This is a genomic window from Streptomyces sp. NPDC001732, assembly GCF_053596315.1.
Genome location: NZ_JBSFFY010000032.1, coordinates 1 through 14,825, shown reverse-complemented (window position 1 = coordinate 14,825; position 14,825 = coordinate 1). Strand labels below are relative to the sequence as shown.

General features: G+C 72.9%; 16 protein-coding genes. 9 read left to right on the top strand and 7 right to left on the bottom strand.

What is annotated here, in order from left to right:
* Positions 1–2: 2 nt before the first annotated feature.
* Entirely contained in the window at positions 3–491 is a 489-nt protein-coding gene (locus ACWCXX_RS25885; protein ID WP_451131156.1) for a phosphatase domain-containing protein, read from the top strand.
* Positions 492–638: 147 nt separating this feature from the next.
* Here ACWCXX_RS25885 and ACWCXX_RS25880 read toward each other — a convergent pair whose 3' ends face one another.
* Positions 639–854, bottom strand: a complete 216-nt coding sequence (locus ACWCXX_RS25880; protein WP_451131154.1) for a dodecin — start codon at positions 852–854, stop codon at positions 639–641.
* A gap of 200 nt (positions 855–1,054) precedes the next feature.
* On the opposite strand from ACWCXX_RS25880, the gene ACWCXX_RS25875 reads away from it, so the two are divergent.
* The 3 genes from ACWCXX_RS25875 to ACWCXX_RS25865 all read left to right on the top strand — a co-directional run bounded on the left by ACWCXX_RS25875 (position 1,055) and on the right by ACWCXX_RS25865 (position 4,291).
* Positions 1,055–2,311 (top strand): extracellular solute-binding protein, encoded by a 1,257-nt coding sequence (locus tag ACWCXX_RS25875; RefSeq protein ID WP_451131153.1) that lies wholly within the window; start codon positions 1,055–1,057, stop codon positions 2,309–2,311.
* A gap of 187 nt (positions 2,312–2,498) precedes the next feature.
* Positions 2,499–3,329 (top strand): GNAT family N-acetyltransferase, encoded by an 831-nt coding sequence (locus ACWCXX_RS25870; RefSeq protein ID WP_451131151.1) that lies wholly within the window; start codon positions 2,499–2,501, stop codon positions 3,327–3,329.
* The gene (locus tag ACWCXX_RS25865; protein WP_451131149.1) at positions 3,326–4,291 is read left to right on the top strand and encodes a lysophospholipid acyltransferase family protein; all 966 of its coding nucleotides are present in this window, start codon (positions 3,326–3,328) and stop codon (positions 4,289–4,291) included. Before ACWCXX_RS25870 ends, ACWCXX_RS25865 begins: the two co-directional genes overlap by 4 nt.
* Here the strand turns inward: ACWCXX_RS25865 and egtD are convergent.
* The 4 genes from egtD to egtA are packed head-to-tail and all read right to left on the bottom strand — an operon-like array spanning position 4,234 to position 8,607.
* The gene (egtD, locus tag ACWCXX_RS25860; RefSeq protein WP_451131147.1) at positions 4,234–5,196 is read right to left on the bottom strand and encodes an L-histidine N(alpha)-methyltransferase; all 963 of its coding nucleotides are present in this window, start codon (positions 5,194–5,196) and stop codon (positions 4,234–4,236) included. The genes ACWCXX_RS25865 and egtD overlap by 58 nt on opposite strands.
* Entirely contained in the window at positions 5,193–5,948 is a 756-nt protein-coding gene (gene egtC / locus ACWCXX_RS25855) for an ergothioneine biosynthesis protein EgtC (protein ID WP_451131145.1), read from the bottom strand. Before egtC ends, egtD begins: the two co-directional genes overlap by 4 nt.
* Positions 5,948–7,291, bottom strand: coding sequence for an ergothioneine biosynthesis protein EgtB (gene egtB, locus ACWCXX_RS25850; protein ID WP_451131143.1), 1,344 nt, complete (start codon positions 7,289–7,291; stop codon positions 5,948–5,950). Before egtB ends, egtC begins: the two co-directional genes overlap by 1 nt.
* The gene (gene egtA / locus ACWCXX_RS25845) at positions 7,288–8,607 is read right to left on the bottom strand and encodes an ergothioneine biosynthesis glutamate--cysteine ligase EgtA (RefSeq protein ID WP_451131141.1); all 1,320 of its coding nucleotides are present in this window, start codon (positions 8,605–8,607) and stop codon (positions 7,288–7,290) included. Before egtA ends, egtB begins: the two co-directional genes overlap by 4 nt.
* A gap of 148 nt (positions 8,608–8,755) precedes the next feature.
* On the opposite strand from egtA, the gene ACWCXX_RS25840 reads away from it, so the two are divergent.
* Positions 8,756–9,592 (top strand): TIGR02452 family protein, encoded by an 837-nt coding sequence (locus ACWCXX_RS25840; protein ID WP_451131139.1) that lies wholly within the window; start codon positions 8,756–8,758, stop codon positions 9,590–9,592.
* Here ACWCXX_RS25840 and ACWCXX_RS25835 read toward each other — a convergent pair.
* The gene (locus tag ACWCXX_RS25835) at positions 9,577–10,044 is read right to left on the bottom strand and encodes a type II toxin-antitoxin system PemK/MazF family toxin (RefSeq protein WP_451131137.1); all 468 of its coding nucleotides are present in this window, start codon (positions 10,042–10,044) and stop codon (positions 9,577–9,579) included. The two genes, ACWCXX_RS25840 and ACWCXX_RS25835, sit on opposite strands and share 16 nt — an antisense overlap.
* Positions 10,045–10,212: 168 nt before the next feature.
* On the opposite strand from ACWCXX_RS25835, the gene ACWCXX_RS25830 reads away from it, so the two are divergent.
* A complete protein-coding gene (locus ACWCXX_RS25830) occupies positions 10,213–11,235 on the top strand; it encodes a LacI family DNA-binding transcriptional regulator (protein ID WP_451131135.1) in 1,023 nt (340 codons plus the stop codon).
* A 79-nt stretch (positions 11,236–11,314) separates the two neighbouring features.
* A complete protein-coding gene (locus tag ACWCXX_RS25825; RefSeq protein WP_451131133.1) occupies positions 11,315–11,596 on the top strand; it encodes a hypothetical protein in 282 nt (93 codons plus the stop codon).
* Positions 11,597–11,742: 146 nt separating this feature from the next.
* Here the strand turns inward: ACWCXX_RS25825 and trxA are convergent, their stop codons facing one another.
* On the bottom strand, positions 11,743–12,111 hold the full coding sequence (gene trxA, locus ACWCXX_RS25820) for a thioredoxin (protein ID WP_451131131.1): 369 nt from the start codon (positions 12,109–12,111) through the stop codon (positions 11,743–11,745).
* Positions 12,112–12,226: 115 nt separating this feature from the next.
* On the opposite strand from trxA, the gene ACWCXX_RS25815 reads away from it, so the two are divergent.
* Together ACWCXX_RS25815 and ACWCXX_RS25810 are read left to right on the top strand one after the other, a co-directional pair.
* Positions 12,227–13,666 (top strand): dihydrolipoyl dehydrogenase family protein, encoded by a 1,440-nt coding sequence (locus tag ACWCXX_RS25815; RefSeq protein WP_451131129.1) that lies wholly within the window; start codon positions 12,227–12,229, stop codon positions 13,664–13,666.
* Positions 13,667–13,918: 252 nt separating this feature from the next.
* Positions 13,919–14,722: a thioesterase family protein gene (locus tag ACWCXX_RS25810; protein WP_451131127.1), complete on the top strand. Its 804-nt coding sequence runs from the start codon at positions 13,919–13,921 to the stop codon at positions 14,720–14,722.
* The last annotated feature ends 103 nt before the right edge of the window (positions 14,723–14,825 follow it).

Below are 14,825 nucleotides of genomic sequence, written 5' to 3'. Positions count from 1 at the left end.
AGGTGAGAAGCGACCACCGGCCCCTGGCCGTATTCGACTTGGACGGCACGCTCGCGGACAGCGGCCACCGGCAGCACTACCTGGAGGGGCGTCGGCGCGACTGGAACGGCTTCTTCTCCGCGGCGGTCGACGACCCGCCGCTGGCCGAGGGCGTGCGGCTGGCGCTGAGCAGTGCCGAGGAGTGCGAGGTCAGGTATCTCACCGGCCGGCCCGAGCGGTGCCGCCGGGACACGGTGGCGTGGCTGGCCGAGCACGGGCTGCCCGAGGGGCGGCTGTACATGCGCCGCGACGACGACCGCAGGCCGGCCCGGCACACCAAACTGGAAACGCTCCGGAGGCTGGGCCGGGAGCGTGAGGTGCGGATGCTGGTCGACGACGACGAACTGGTCTGCGACGCGGCGGAGCGGGCCGGCTTCGCCGTGGTGCGGGCCCGGTGGGCGACGGTGTCGCCCTCGCTCAAGGACGCACAGGAGCGCGAGGGACGCACCTGAACCCGGCGGCGGAACCGGCCCGGCCGCACCCGGCCGCGCCGGACCGGCGTGACGGAGCGTCGGTGCGGCCGGGGCGAGCGGCGTGACGGGGCGTCGGCCGGGCCGGTGTGCGCGGCGGGTGAGGGGGCGGAAGGCGTGTCGGCGGGGTCAGCTCGTCTCGTCGAGCCGGAAACCGACCTTCAGGCCCACCTGGTAGTGCTCGATCCGGCCGTCCCTGATCTCGCCGCGTACCTGTGTGATCTCGAACCAGTCGAGATTGTGCAACGTTTCAGAAGCTCTTGCGACGCCCCTGCGGATGGCGTCGTCGACGCCCTCGTGCGAGGTTCCCACGATTTCGGTGACCCGATAGACGTTGTTCGACATCTTATGTCCCCTTTCATCCTTACCACGGTGCCCCATGAGGGCCGGGTGCGCGAGGGATCGGGGGACGTAATGTTCGCGAACGGAGCTTGACCAAAGTATTGGTCCATACCAAAATCCAGCCACGCCCGTGCGAGCGCAGCCCGCAGTCCCCCACACCGGGTCCCGAATTTTGTCGTGCCGTTTCGCAGAAGGTGAACCTGGTGAAGAACCGCGTACTCGTCGGAGCCGTCGCGCTCGTTTCTGTCTTTGCGCTGGGCGGATGCGGAATCCTCTCGGGAACGGAGGCGTCCGGCAGCAAGAAGGTCACGATCTGGCTGATGAAGGACAGTGTTTCCACCGATTTCCTGAAGCGCTTCACGGAGGCGTACCAGAAGGATCACCCCTCCGTCGAGCTGGAGTTCAAGTTCCAGAGCTGGAGCGGAATCGTCCCGAAGGTCACCGCGGCCCTCAAGAGCAAGGACGCCCCGGACGTCATCGAGGTCGGAAACACCCAGGTCGCCCAGTACGCGGAAAGCGGCGGTCTGCGCAACCTCACCCTGGAGTCCATGCGGGACCTCGGCGGCGAGGACTGGCTTCCCGGCCTCGCCGAACCGGGCAACATGTACGGCGTCCAGTACGGGATTCCCTGGTACGCGGCCAATCGAGTGGTGATCTACAACAAGGAGCTCTTCGAGCAGGCCGGAATAAAGAACCCGCCGAAGACCAGGGACGAGTGGATCAAGGACAGCGAACGGCTCAACCGCGAGGGAAATCAGGGAATCTACCTCGCGGGTCAGAACTGGTACGTTCTCGCCGGATTCATCTGGGACGAGGGCGGCGAACTCGCCGACGAACGGGGCGGGACCTGGGCGGGCAGCCTGGACAGCCCCGAAGCGCTGCGGGGGATGAGCTTCTACAAGGAACTCCAGGCACTCGGCGACGGACCGAAGAACGCGGACGAGGAGAAGCCCCCGCAGGCCGACGTGTTCGCCAAGGGCAATGTCGCACAGATCATTTCGGTCCCCGGAACCGTCGCCCAGATCGAGAAGAAGAACCCCGAACTCAAGGGAAAACTGGGCTACTTCCCGATCCCGGGCAAGACCGCGAAAGAGCCCGGTTCGGTCTTCATCGGCGGGTCCGACCTGATCGTGCCGGCCAACGCCGACCAGCGGGCCGCGGGCATCGAGGTGGTCAAGGCGCTGGCGGGCCGCAAGTGGCAGGAAGAGCTCGCCAGGACCATGAGCTACGTGCCCAACAAGCCCGAGCTCGCCCATGTCATCGTGGGCCAGGAAGGCACCGCGGCCATGGCCGAGGGCGCCACGAGGGGGCGCGCCACCCCCAACTCGCCGCAGTGGGCGGATGTCGAGTCCGACAACCCGATCAAGCCGTACATGACGGCCGTGCTGGAGGGCGGCGACCCGAAGCAGGAGGCCAGGGCCGCCTCGGAGAAGATCACCTCCAGGCTCGCGGGCGGCTGATCCCGCGAGCCGCCGCGCGGCGTCACGGACCGCTTCCGGACACCCCCGGGATTCAGACGTCGCACATCCCGGCGCTCCATGGCGGTCACGTCGAATCCAGCCGGTCACGGAAGAAGTAGGGGGCCGGGCCTTCGCCGCAGTGCGAAGCCCGGCGGCCGCCCTTGCCGATCCGTACCCGGAGACCGTCATGAACGCGCTGCCCGTCACCCCGCTTCCCACCACCCCCACCGTTCCCGCGCAGCCCGTCGTCCCCACCGTCGTTCCCGTCCCCATCGCTGCCCGGCCCCGTTACCGGGTGTCCCTCGCGACCGATCAGGAGGAGGTCCGGGCCGCCCAGCGGCTGCGCCACCTGGTCTTCGCCGGTGAGCTCGGCGCCAGGCTGGAAGGGCCCGAACCCGGCCTGGACGGCGACGCGTTCGACGCCCACTGCGATCACCTGCTGGTACGGGAGGAAGCCACCGGCGAGGTCGTCGCCACCTATCGCCTGCTGCCGCCCGACCGGGCACGTGCGGCCGGACGTCTCTACGCGGAGGGCGAGTTCGACCTCGGCCGGCTCGCCCCGATCCGCGACGACCTGGTGGAGGTCGGCCGGTCCTGCGTCCACCCGGCCCACCGCGACGGCGCCGTCATCGCACTGGTCTGGGCCGGACTCGCCCGCTACATGCAACGCACCGGCCACAACTGGCTGGCGGGCTGCTGCTCCATCCCCCTCGCCGACGGCGGCGCGACGGCGGCCGGGGCCTGGGAGACCGTGCGGACCAGGTACCTGGCACCCGAGGACCGCTGGGTCACCCCCCACCGCCTCTGGCGGCCCACCGGGACGGAGAGCCCCGTACGCACCGGGCTCGCCACGCTTCCCCCGCTGCTCCGCGGCTATCTGCGCCTCGGCGCCCAGGTGTGCGGGGCACCCGCCCACGACCCCGAATTCAACGTCGCCGACCTGTACGTGCTGCTGTCGCTGCGCCGCACCGACCCGCGCTACCTGCGCCACTTCCTCGCCCTCGCCCCGCTGCGATGAATCCCTGGCTGCCCACCGCGCCCTGCACCCCGCACGGCTGCGCCGCCCACCACGGCCGCACGCGCGGCCGTCCGGCCGCCGCGGGCCTGCTGCTCACCGGGGGCGCCGTCGTCCTGGCCGGGGCACTCGCCGCGCCCTTCGTGATGGTGCTCGGCCCGGCACGGCGGCAGTGGCTGATCCGGCACTGGGCGTACGCCGTCGTACGCGCCTTCGGGGTACGCGTACGGGTCACCGTCCCACCCCACCCCACCGCCCCGACGTCCGGCCCGCCACGCCCCACCGACACCGCCTCCGGTACGGCACCTGCCCCACCGGGCACGCTCGTCGTCGCCAACCACATCTCCTGGCTGGACATCCCGCTCGTCGCGGCGGTGTTCCCCGGCCGGGTGCTGGCCAAGCGCGAGATACGCGACTGGCCGCTGCTCGGCCCGCTCGCCGCCCTCGGCGGCACGCTCTTCGTGGAACGGGACCGGTTGCGCGCCCTGCCCACGACCGTGCGCGACATCGCGGCGGCCCTGCGCCGCGGGGCACGCGTGGTCGTCTTCCCGGAGGGCACCACCCGGTGCGGGCACGGGCCGGGCGGCCGGTTCGGGCCCGCCGTCTTCCAGGCGGCGATCGACGCGGGCGCCACGGTCCGCCCGGTACGCATCTCCTACCGCGCCACACCGGCCGGGAGCCCCGGGCCGCCCGGCCGGACCGGGCCCCCCGCGGACGGACACCCGGTCGGCCACCCGGGCGCCGCCCCACCGGAACACACCGGCGCGGCCGCGTTCGTCGGCGACGATCCGCTCGTCGCCTCACTGTGGCGGGTGGTGACGGCGGCCGGTCTGACCGCCGAGATCCGCGTCCTGCCGCCGATCCCGGCGGGCGGCCCGGCCGACCGCCGCACCCTGACCCGTCTCGCTCAGACCGCAGTCGCCGACGAGAGCGCGAACCGGTCACCCGAATCCGTCCACCACTGATCCAGGCGCAGACCGGCCGCGGCGAGTTCCGCCCGGACACCCTCCCGGCGGAACTTGGCCGACACCTCCGTGCGCAGCTCCTCACCGGCCTCGAAGGACACGACCAGATTCAGTTCCGGAATCTTCACACTGTGCGCCTCCCGGGCCCGCAGCCGCATCTCGATCCACTCCTGCTCCGGATCCCAGCGCGCCACATGGTCGAAACCGGCCGGATCGAAGTCCGCGCCCAGTTCGCGGTTCACGACCCGCAGCACGTTCCGGTTGAACTCCGCCGTCACCCCCGCCGCGTCGTCGTACGCGGCCACCAGCACCTCCTCGTCCTTCACCAGGTCAGTGCCGAGCAGCAGCACGTCGCCGGGGGAGAGCAGCGATCGCACCGACCTCAGGAACACCGCGCGTTCCTCGGGAAGCAGATTGCCGATCGTGCCGCCCAGGAACGCGACCAGCCGCGGCCCCGGAGTGCCCGGCAGTGCGAGGCCCCCGGTGAAATCGGCGACCAGGGCGTGCACGGACAGCTCCGGCCGCTCCACGAGCAGGGCCCCGGCGGCGCCGCGCAGCGCGCTCTCGCTCACGTCGACCGGTACGTAACTGTGCAGTCCGGGCAGCGCGTCCAGCAGGTGCCGGGTCTTCTCCGACGACCCCGACCCCAACTCGATCAGGGTCCGCGCCCCGGACGCCCCGGCGATCTCCCCGGAGCGGCCGATCAGGATCTCGCGTTCGGCACGGGTCGGGTAGTACTCCGGGAGCCGGGTGATCTCCTCGAACAGTTCGCTGCCGCGCGCGTCGTAGAACCACTTGGGCGGCAGGGTCTTCGGACACCGGGTCAGACCGTGCAGGACATCGGCGCGCAGCGCCGCGTCCGTCGCGTCCACCGGCAGGGTACGGGTCAACAGGAAGGGACTCACGCAAGGGGCTCCTTGAGCGGGGTCAGCAGGACGTCGGTGCGGGTCGCCGTCAGCAGCGTGCGGTCGGCGACGGTGCGCCAGCGCGGATCGTCGTCGTACGGCTCCGAGGCCACGACCGTGCGCGGGCCGGGCCCGCAGAGGTACGACAGGGTGTCGCCCCAGGCCGTCGCCACGATCGTGGTGCCGTCGGTGAGCAGCAGGTTCAGCCGGGACTCCGGCGCCGCGGCGGCCACGTCGAGCACCGTGTCGGCGACGGCCTGCGGCAGGCCGTCGCCGTCGGTCAGACGGTGCCGCACGAGGGCCCAGACCAGGGCCGAGTCGCAGCGGGCGGTGAGGGTGAGCAGTTCGGCCGACGGCAGCGCGGCGGCGAGCGGGGCCATCGAGCGGGGCCAGCCCCGCACCGCGCCGTTGTGGCTGAACAACAGCCGCCCCGCCGCGAACGGGGCGGCCGCGGCCTCGCCGTCGTCGCCCGCCTCGGTGGCGTCACGGACGGCGGCGAGCAGCGCCGTGCTGCGCACCACCCTGGCCAGATCGGCGAACGTGCGGTCGCCCCAGACCGGGCCCGGCCGCCGGTAGCGGCCGGGCACCGGATCGCCCTCCGCGTACCAACCGACGCCGAAACCGTCGGCGTTGACGGTCCCGTACCGCTGCCGACGCGGCGCCCAGGACTGGCGCACGAGTGAATGGGGCGGCCGGGTCAGCAGTTCCCCCAGGGCCACCGACGGCCCCAGGTAAGCGATGTGACGGCACATCACGCATCCCTCGCGGTACGGAAACCGGAGAAGATCTGACGCCGCACCGGCAGGTCCCAGTTGCGGAACGTCCCCCGGCACGCCACCGGGTCCACGGCGAACGAACCGCCGCGCAGCACCTTGTGGACCGGGCCGAAGAACACCTCGGAGTACTCGCGGTACGGGAACGCCACGAACCCGGGGTGGGGCAGGAAGTCGCTCGATGTCCACTCCCACACGTCACCGATCAACTGCCCCACACCGAGCGGCGACCGGCCCGCGGCGTACGCCCCCGCGGCAGCGGGCCGCAGATGGCGCTGCCCCAGGTTCGCCCGCTCGGGTGTCGGGTCCTCGTCTCCCCAGGGATAGCGCCGCGAACGCCCCGACACCGGGTCGTGGCGCGCCGCCTTCTCCCACTCCGCCTCCGAGGGCAGCCGGCGCCCCGCCCAGCGGGCGAACGCATCCGCCTCGTACCAGCTGACGTGGAGCACCGGCTCGTCCCCGGGCACCACCTCGGTGACACCGAAACGGCGGCGCAGCCACTGCCCGGCGTCCCGGTGCCAGAACAGCGGGGCCGCCAGCTCGTGCTCACGGACCATCGCCCACCCCTCGGGCGCCCACCAGCGCCGTTCGGTGTAGCCGCCGTCCTCGACGAACTCCCGGTACGCGCCGCAGGTGACCGGCGTCGTGTCGACGAAGAAGTCCGGCACCTCCCGCACGTGCGCCGGCCGTTCGTTGTCCAGCGCCCACGGCTCGGTGGAGGTGCCCATGGTGAACGGGCCGCCCGGGACCAGGACCTCCGTCGGCAGATCCGCGGCGTCGGTGGGCGCGGGCGGGACCGGGGCGGTCAGCACGGCGGGCCCCGACCGGAGCTGATGGGTGATCAGCATCGTTTCGTCGTGCTGCTGTTCGTGCTGGGCGATCATGCCGAAGGCGAAGCCGGACCGCACCAGCGGACGGGCGCCGTCCAGCTCGGTGCCGTCGAGCACGTCCAGCGCCCGGCCGCGCACCTCGGCGGCGTACGAACGGGCCTCGGCGGGGGCCAGCAACGGCAGCGACGGACGCGTCGCCCGGGGGTGCTCGAAGGCGTCGTACAGCCCGTCGATCTCCGGACGCATCGCCTCCCGCCCGGCCACCCCGCGCAGCAGCCACAACTCCTCCTGGTTGCCGATGTGGGCGAGGTCCCAGACCAGCGGGGACATCAACGGCGAGTGCTGGGCGGTCAGTTCGCGGTCGTCCACGCTGTCGGTGAGCAGCGCGGTGCGTTCCCGCGCGGTGAGCAGCGCGGCCAGGGCGCGCCGCCGGAGCGATTCGGTGTCCGCTCCGTGCGGAGCAGACCCGTCGGGTGCGGTGGATTCGGTCATGAGCGCAGTCCCTCGAAGCAGTGGCCCGGACCGTCGGGCGAGCCCGGTGCGAGCAGTTCGGGAAGATCGTCGGCCGGACACCGGCCCCGTGCGGTGAACCGGTCGTGGAACCCGGCCACCGCCTCCAGCACGTCCTTCGTGGCCCCCAGCCGGGGCAGCGCCTCCAGCGCGATCCCGAAACAGGCGGTGGCCGCCGCCCGCAGCGCGGGATCGGCCAGACCGCCGCGGGCGGCGCCCACCCAGAGCGGATTGCGCGGCGCGGGCTGCGCACCGGCCGTCCCGGCCAGCGGTTCCACGACGCGGTACACCGCCTCCGCGGCCTCCGGGTCGTCGAACAGGGCAGTGGTGACGGCGAGCGGCACCAGCCACCCGTCCGCACCGCGCTGGGCGTCGATCATCCGGAACTCCAGGTGTCCGCGCGGGCGCACCGGCGGGAAGAGCGTGCTGAGGTGGTAGTCGAGATCGGCGCGCACCGGTGGTCTCGGCGCGCCGGTGCGGATCCAGTCACGGAACGTCAGCCCGTCAGGCACGGCCCAGGGGCCCGTGTCGTCCCGGATGCACATCACCGGCGTGTCCAGGACGTGCGCGGCCCAGGCGTCGCGCGGCGGCAGCCGGTCGGGCGGTGCCAGGGGGCGCCAGGGGTCGAGAGCGGTCCAGAGCGACTGCCGGGCGGACCGCCACGGCGTCGGACGGCCGAGCCGGTAGGACGAATTCGCGAACACCGCCACCAGGACCGCGCCCAGCAGATGGGAGAGCCGCCAGCGCCGTTCGTGACCGAGCGGCCCGGCCTCCTCCGTCCCGGCGTCCAGACAGACCTGGACGGACGCGCTGGTGCACATCATGGCGCGGCCCGCCGGTCCCGTCCGGTCGAAAGCCGCCTCCATGGCGTCGTAACGGGGTTCGCGCAGCAGCCGGCGCGGGGGGTGCCACGGGTCGACGCCCAGACCCACCGGGGCGAGACCCGCCCGGTCCAGGGCCTCCCGTACCGCGGTGAGATCGGCGGCGGTGGCGTCGACGCACGCCATCAGGGAATCGGCGGGGAGCGAACTGAGTTCCAGCTGGCCGCCGGGTTCGAAGGTGAGCGCCGCGCTCAGGGGCAGGGCCCGCAGCGCGGCGGCCGCCGCGTCGAGACGGTCGGGGGAGACGGGGACGCGGGGTCGATCACGGTCGTGAATGAGCCATTCGAGTTCGACACCGACCCTGCGGGGCGGTCCCGTCTTGAAACAGATGCAGCGCAGTAAATCCTCCGCCTCGACCTCGCCGAGGGGCGGGGAATGGCAGGGCGGACCGTGCTCTCCGGGCGTGTCGGACGACATGCCGGGGCCTCCTTTCCGGGTGCCTCCGTACCACCCAAACCCCTGCGGATGGATCGCACAAGGGCACCCCCGGGCGCCGGAAAACCGGTTGCGTCCGTACCGCCACGGCGGTGAGCATGCCCCGTATGCACCACATGGGGGAGTACCGATGAGCGCCCGTCTGCGCGGTATCGCGCGTGAGACCGAGGCCATTGTCCGGGCCGGCCGCTACCGCACCGGGGACGGGCGGGAAGTGAGCATCGAACGTGCCCTGGGCGCCGCGCTCTCGGGAACCAGGCTGTACGGCCCGGAGCCGGTGCCGGTGGCGGCGCTCGACTCCGACCGCACATCCGTCGTCGAGGTGACCGACGAGAGCAGCCTGCGGGCGGCCCACCGGATGACCACCGAGGGCCCCGGCAAGGTCGCCGTCCTGAACTACGCCTCCGCCCGCAACCCCGGCGGCGGCTACCTCAACGGCGCGCAGGCCCAGGAGGAGGCCCTGTGCCGCGGCTCCGCCCTGTACGCCACCCTGCTGCGCGCCCCCGACTACTACGCCTTCCACCGCGCCGAACGCAGCGCTCTTTACACCGACCGGGTGATCCACTCGCCCGGCGTGCCGGTGTTCCGCGACGACCGGGGCACGCTGCTCGACACCCCGTACACCGTCGGTTTCCTCACCTCCCCGGCGCCCAACGCCGGAGTCGTCCGCAGCCGGGCCCCCGAGGAGGCCCACCGCATCCCCGCCGTGCTCGCCTCCAGGGCCGAACGGGTGCTGGAGGTGGCGGCGGTGCGCGGATACCGCAGGCTGGTGCTGGGCGCCTGGGGCTGCGGCGTGTTCCGCAACGACCCGGCGGAGGTGGCCGGGGCGTTCCGGGCGCTGCTCCTGGACGGCGGCAGATTCGCCGGGCACTTCGAGCAGATCGTCTTCGGCATCCTCGACCGGAATCCCGAATCCGCCGTCCGGTCCGCCTTCGACCGGACGTTTCGCGATCAGCTCCAGCCGTAGCGCTCCCGCAGCCGATCGGCGACCAGGTCGAACCTGTTGCGGTCCAGCGCGCACGCCTCCCGCCGCATCCCGTCCTCGTGCACCCGCAGGACCCGGTCCAGGTCGACCCACGAGGGGCGGCCCGAGCCGTCCCACGGCCCGGCCCCCAGCGCCACCCACTCGCGGTCCCGGTCGTGCTGCTTGCTGGACAGTTGCACGGCGAGCAGGGTGCCCGTCTCCTCACGGGCCACCACCAGGACCGGGCGGTCCTTGCCGCGTCCGTCGCCCTCCTCGAACGGAACCCAGGTCCAGACGATTTCCCCCGGATCGGGGTCGCCGTCCCGGTCGGGTGCGTACGAGGTGCGGACCGGGCCCACGTCGAGCGGGTCGGCCTCACGGGTGGCGGCCGGGCCGGCGCGGCCGGGGAAGTCGTCCGGGCCGGCGATGCTGTCCTCACGGTGCTGGATGGTCATCCCCACACCGTAGGACCTGCGCGGCCCGTCGTGGGGAACGGGGCCGGTGGGCCGGGTCGCGCGCCGTACGACGGCCCCGGTGCGCGGCCTTCCCGCCCCGGCGGGCCGGCCGGCGCCGACGGCCCGACCGTACGCCTGCCGCGCGGGTCTGGAAGACTGCCCGACGCCATGAGCCAGTTACCGAACCAACCCACCCCCCGCCCCGTTCCCACCAGTGCCGACGTCGCACGGCTCGCCGGTGTCTCCCGGGCCACCGTTTCGTACGTGCTGAACAACAACGCGACCGTACGGATCAGCGAATCCACCCGCCGCCGGGTCAGGGAAGCAGCCACCGAGTTGGGCTACGTGCCGCACGCCGCCGCCCGGAGCCTGCGCGCCGGACACACCCGCATGGTGCTGCTGCCCACCGTGAACTTCCCGGCCGGCCGACTCCAGCACCGCTTCTTCCACGAACTGGAATCCGGACTGCGCCGCCTCGACTACACCGTGGTCCAGTACGGCAGCACCGGACTCGCCCCCGAGGACGTGCCCCGCGCCTGGGCCGAACTCCGTCCCGTCGCCGTCATAGCCCCCAGCACGATCGCCCTCACCCCGCAGGGCATATCCGTGCTCGGACGGTCCGGGGCCAGAGCCGTGATCACCCTCGGCCCGCAGCCGGTACCGGGCGCCCACGCGCTGGTCATGGACCAGCGGCGGGTCGGCAACTGCGCGGTCGGACACCTGCTGGAGCGCGGCCGGCGGCGCATCGGCGTGGTCATGCCGGAGGAGGCGGCCCTCGCCCCGTTCTCCGAACCCCGGCTGACCGGAGCCCGGCAGGCCGCACGGGGCGGCGGCGCCCGGATCGAACCGCTGCCGCTGCGGTACGACGAGGAATCGGCCGCCCGGCTGGCGGCCCGCTGGCGCGCACTGGACCTGGACGCCGTGTTCGCCTACAACGACGAGTACGCGATGCTCCTGATGCGCGCCCTGCAGGACACGGGCATCGACGTGCCGGGCGAGGCCGCCGTGGTCGGCGCCGACGACCTGATGCTGGGCAGACTGCTGCGGCCCCGCCTCAGCACCGTACGCCTGGAACTGGCCACGGCACAGCCGCTGGCGGACCTCGTCGACCGGCTCGTACGGCAGCCCGGCGGAACCCCCGAACACCACGACCTGCTGCGCGCCGGGGCGGTTCCCCGCGAGTCCAGCTGAACCACCGGGACGGCCGGTCCGCGGCGCGCGGGGCCGCCGCGACATGCGGGCCGCGCACCACGTGCCTAGCGTCTTGACCATGAGTCATCCGCAGAGCTACGAGATCCTGCTCGTTCCCGGATTCGCCGAGGAGACCGACGACGCCGCCGAGCCGGGCGGTCCGATCCGCTCGGCGGTCGTCTCGGCGACCGGGGAGACGGGCGCGTCGGGCTACCCACGGTATTCGGGCGAAGGCATCGTGGCGGACATCGACCCCGCCACGCACGCGGTCGAGGCCCTGCTCGTCGACGGCGCCGAACTGGCCTACGGACTCTCGGCGCGAGTCGAGGAGAAGAACGCCGAAACGGCCGCCGACGCCTGAAGCCCGAACCGGCCGACGCCCGGACCACCGGATCCGGACGCGGACAGCACCCGGGGCCGTGGGCCGGGGGCCCGGACACGGCAAGGGTCCGGCCCCTCGCGAACCGCCGACCGGCCGGACCCCTCACCCGGGGTGCGCGGAATCCGCTACTTCCCCTTCTGCTGCTCCTCGATGGACTTGCGGACCTCGTCCATGTCCAGCTTCCGGGCCTGCCCGATCACGTCCTCCAGCGCCGCCGGGGGCAGCGCCCCGGGCTGTGCGAACACCGCCACGTTCTCCCGGACGATCATCAGCGTGGGAATGGAGGTGATCTCGAAGGCCGCCGCCAGCTCCTGCTGCGCCTCGGTGTCGACCTTGGCGAAGACCAGGTCGTCGTGGCGCTCCGACGCCGCGTCGTAGACCGGCGCGAACTGTCGGCACGGCCCGCACCAGGAAGCCCAGAAGTCGATCAGGACGAAGTCGTTCTCACTGACGACCTGGTCGAAGTTTTCCTTGGTGAGCTCGATGGTGCTCATACTCCACTACCTCTTCCTGTGCCCGTTCGGACCTGTCCGGCACAACGGTGCCCGTGCATGCGCTATTCCGCCTGCCCGTGTGGCCGCCGGATACACCCGCCACCAGACTGTCCCCATGACTGATCCCTCCCTGAACACCGAGTACGACGTCGTGGTGATCGGAGCCGGCCCGGTCGGCGAGAACGTCGCCGACCGGACCCGTGCCGCCGGACTGAGCACGGCGGTCGTCGAGTCGGAACTCGTCGGCGGCGAATGCTCCTACTGGGCCTGCATGCCCAGCAAGGCCCTGCTGCGTCCGGTCGTCGCCCGTGCCGACGCCCGCCGCGTCCCGGGCCTCGCCGACTCGGTGCGGGGGCCGCTCGACACGGCGGCGGTACTCGCCCACCGCGACGCGTACGCCTCGCACTGGAAGGACGACGGACAGGTCGCCTGGCTGGAGGGCATCGGCGCGGACCTCCACCGGGGACGGGGCCGGCTGACCGGCGAGAGGACGGTGACCGTCACCGCCCCCGACGGCACGGAACACCGGCTCACCGCCCGGCACGCCGTCGCCGTCTGCACCGGCAGCCGGGCCGTCGTCCCCGACCTGCCCGGCATCGACGGAGCCCGTCCCTGGACCAGCAGGGAGGCGACGAGCGCCAGGAAGGTGCCCGGCCGCCTCGTGATCGTCGGGGGCGGCGTGGTCGGGACGGAGATGGCCACCGTCTGGCAGGCCCTCGGCGCCCGGGTGACGATGCTGGTCCGCGGCACCGGACTCCTGCCGCGGATGGAACCCTTCGCGGGCGAACTGGTCGCCCGCGCGCTGATGGAGGCGGGCGCCGACATCCGCACCGGAGTCTCGGCGACCTCCGCACGGCGTGCGGAGCCGGACGGCCCGGTCACCGTGGAACTGGACGACGGCACGAGCGTCGAGGCCGACGAGATCCTCTTCGCCACCGGCCGGGCCCCGCGCACCGACGACCTCGGCCTGGAGACGGTGGGCCTGGAACCCGGCTCCTGGCTCACCGTCGACGACAGCTGCCGCGTCGACGGCACCACCTGGCTCTACGCCGTCGGCGACGTCAACCACCGGGCGCTCCTCACCCATCAGGGCAAGTACCAGGCACGCGTCGCGGGCGCCGCGATCGCCGCCCGCACCACCGGCGCCCCGCCGTTGGAGACGGATCCCTGGGGCGCCCATGCCGCCACCGCCGACCGTGCGGCCGTTCCCCAGGTCGTCTTCACCGACCCGGAGGCCGCCTCGGTCGGTCTCACCCTCGCCGAGGCCGAACGGGCCGGCCACCGGGTCCGCGCCGTCGACCACGACCTCGCCGCGGTGGCGGGATCGAGTCTGTACGCGGAGGGCTACCGGGGTCGCGCCCGCATGGTCGTGGACCTCGACCGGGAGATCCTGCTCGGCGTCACCTTCGTCGGACCGGGCATCGGCGAACTGCTGCATTCGGCGACGATCGCGGTCGCGGGCGAGGTCCCCCTCGCCCGGCTGTGGCACGCCGTCCCGGCCTACCCGACGATCAGCGAGGTGTGGCTGCGCCTGCTGGAGGCGTACCGGGGCTGAGGCCGAACGGCGGGACACGGCCGAATGGCGGGGCCCGGCGGGGCGCGAGGCTGTCCGGCGAGGCACCGGCGCCCCGGAGACCGGACCACGCCGGGGCGCCGGGGGCAGCGCCCCGGACCGGGCGGCACCGGCGGCACCCCGCGGCCCGGTGTGCGGCAGATCACGGTGACTGATCACTTCGAGGCTTCCTACGATGCGTGACTGATGCACCTATCCCCGCGAACCCCCGCCCTGCCCGAGGAGACGGATTCCGTGAGCACCAGCGATGCCGGACCCGAGAGCTACTACGAGCGGACGGGCGCGGGCCGCTACAAGCCCACGGCCCACGCGGGCGGGGCGTGGAACACCGACGAACAGCACTTCAGCCCGCTCGCGGGGCTCGTCGTGCACGAGATCGAGCAGCACCTCACGGACCGCCCCGGGAACCCGGCGCTCGCGAGGATCGGCTACGACATCCTCGGCCGCATCGCCCTCGACGAGTGCGAGATCACCGTGGAGACCGTCCGCCCCGGCCGGACCATCGAACTCCTCGAAGCGACCGTGGTCATCGGCGGTCGCCCGGTCGTCCGCGCCCGCGCCTGGCTGCTGGCGTCCCTGGACACCTCGTCCGTGGCCGACAGCCCCCACGATCGGCTCCCCGCCCCGGAGGAACTCACCCCATGGGCGATGGGCGAGAGGTGGAACGGCGGCTACATCTCCTCCATCGACGTCCGTCGGCTGCCCCCGTCCCGCAGGGGCCGCGCGGCGGCCTGGATCTCCTCGCCCCTCGCCCTGGTCGCGGGCGAACCGAGCAGCGCCCTGGCCTCGTACATCGGGCTCGTGGACACCGCGAACGGCATAGCCGTGCAGCAGGACCCCGAGGAATGGATGTTCCCGAACCTCGACCTGACGATCCATCTGCACCGCAGGCCGCGAGGCCCCTGGGCCGGCCTGGACACCACCGTCACCTTCGGCCCGACGGGACAAGGGCGCACCAGCAGCGTCCTCCACGACGTCGACGGACCCGTCGGCCACGCCGAACAGATCCTCACCGTCCGCCCGATGACGCACGACTGAGCCACCGGACGCCCGGCGCGGCATCCGGACCGGGCGTGAGGACGGGCGGGGGCGGAGGGGCGCCCGCGGGGGGGGCGGGCCCGGGCACCCGCGATGGGTTGAG

What these genes read in the sequence shown, in the direction of transcription:
- ACWCXX_RS25880 (WP_451131154.1), bottom strand. Translation starts at nt 854, where the DNA reads ATGTCGAACAACGTCTATCGGGTCACCGAAATCGTGGGAACCTCGCAC.
- ACWCXX_RS25835 (WP_451131137.1), bottom strand. Translation starts at nt 10,044, where the DNA reads ATGACCATCCAGCACCGTGAGGACAGCATCGCCGGCCCGGACGACTTC.
- ACWCXX_RS25830 (WP_451131135.1), top strand. Translation starts at nt 10,213, where the DNA reads ATGAGCCAGTTACCGAACCAACCCACCCCCCGCCCCGTTCCCACCAGT.
- ACWCXX_RS25870 (WP_451131151.1), top strand. Translation starts at nt 2,499, where the DNA reads ATGAACGCGCTGCCCGTCACCCCGCTTCCCACCACCCCCACCGTTCCC.
- egtC (WP_451131145.1), bottom strand. Translation starts at nt 5,948, where the DNA reads ATGTGCCGTCACATCGCTTACCTGGGGCCGTCGGTGGCCCTGGGGGAA.
- trxA (WP_451131131.1), bottom strand. Translation starts at nt 12,111, where the DNA reads ATGAGCACCATCGAGCTCACCAAGGAAAACTTCGACCAGGTCGTCAGT.
- ACWCXX_RS25840 (WP_451131139.1), top strand. Translation starts at nt 8,756, where the DNA reads ATGAGCGCCCGTCTGCGCGGTATCGCGCGTGAGACCGAGGCCATTGTC.
- ACWCXX_RS25865 (WP_451131149.1), top strand. Translation starts at nt 3,326, where the DNA reads ATGAATCCCTGGCTGCCCACCGCGCCCTGCACCCCGCACGGCTGCGCC.
- egtB (WP_451131143.1), bottom strand. Translation starts at nt 7,291, where the DNA reads ATGACCGAATCCACCGCACCCGACGGGTCTGCTCCGCACGGAGCGGAC.
- ACWCXX_RS25815 (WP_451131129.1), top strand. Translation starts at nt 12,227, where the DNA reads ATGACTGATCCCTCCCTGAACACCGAGTACGACGTCGTGGTGATCGGA.
- egtA (WP_451131141.1), bottom strand. Translation starts at nt 8,607, where the DNA reads ATGTCGTCCGACACGCCCGGAGAGCACGGTCCGCCCTGCCATTCCCCG.
- ACWCXX_RS25825 (WP_451131133.1), top strand. Translation starts at nt 11,315, where the DNA reads ATGAGTCATCCGCAGAGCTACGAGATCCTGCTCGTTCCCGGATTCGCC.